The organism is Polaromonas sp. P1_G2, assembly GCF_056405515.1.
Map to the genome: position 1 here is coordinate 1 of NZ_JBFUBY010001440.1, position 402 is coordinate 402.

Consider the following 402-nt stretch of genomic DNA (forward strand, 5'->3'; position numbering starts at 1 on the left):
GATAAACTCTTCCGACGACATGGGTTTCGCTATCGCGTAGCCTTGCAGGACATGGCAGCCCAATTCTCGCAGAACCTTGATATGCTGTGAGGTTTCAACGCCTTCGGCAACGACCTCGATGTTCAGGGATCTGGCCATGTCAATAATCGACGACAGAAGCTTTCTTTGCGAAATAGAGTTTACAATCGGGCCGACCAGCTTGCGATCGATTTTCAGCCTGCTAGGCGCCAGTTCCAGCAGGCTGACAATGGAAGCATGGCCAGTTCCAAAATCATCGATCTCGACTTCAATGCCGATTTTCTTGATGTTCTTGATGATATCGAAATGACCAGGTCCGGAATCGTCAAAAGAAATTGATTCGAGCAGTTCGAAGGCAAGCTTCCCCTTCTCGAAGTGCATGCC

Annotated in this window: 1 protein-coding gene; it reads right to left on the bottom strand. The window is 49.3% G+C overall.

Features of this window, described 5'->3' with window-relative positions; genetic code table 11:
* Positions 1–402 (bottom strand): EAL domain-containing protein (locus AC1D0P_RS30970; protein WP_477680228.1); only part of this gene is annotated, 402 nt, incomplete at both ends.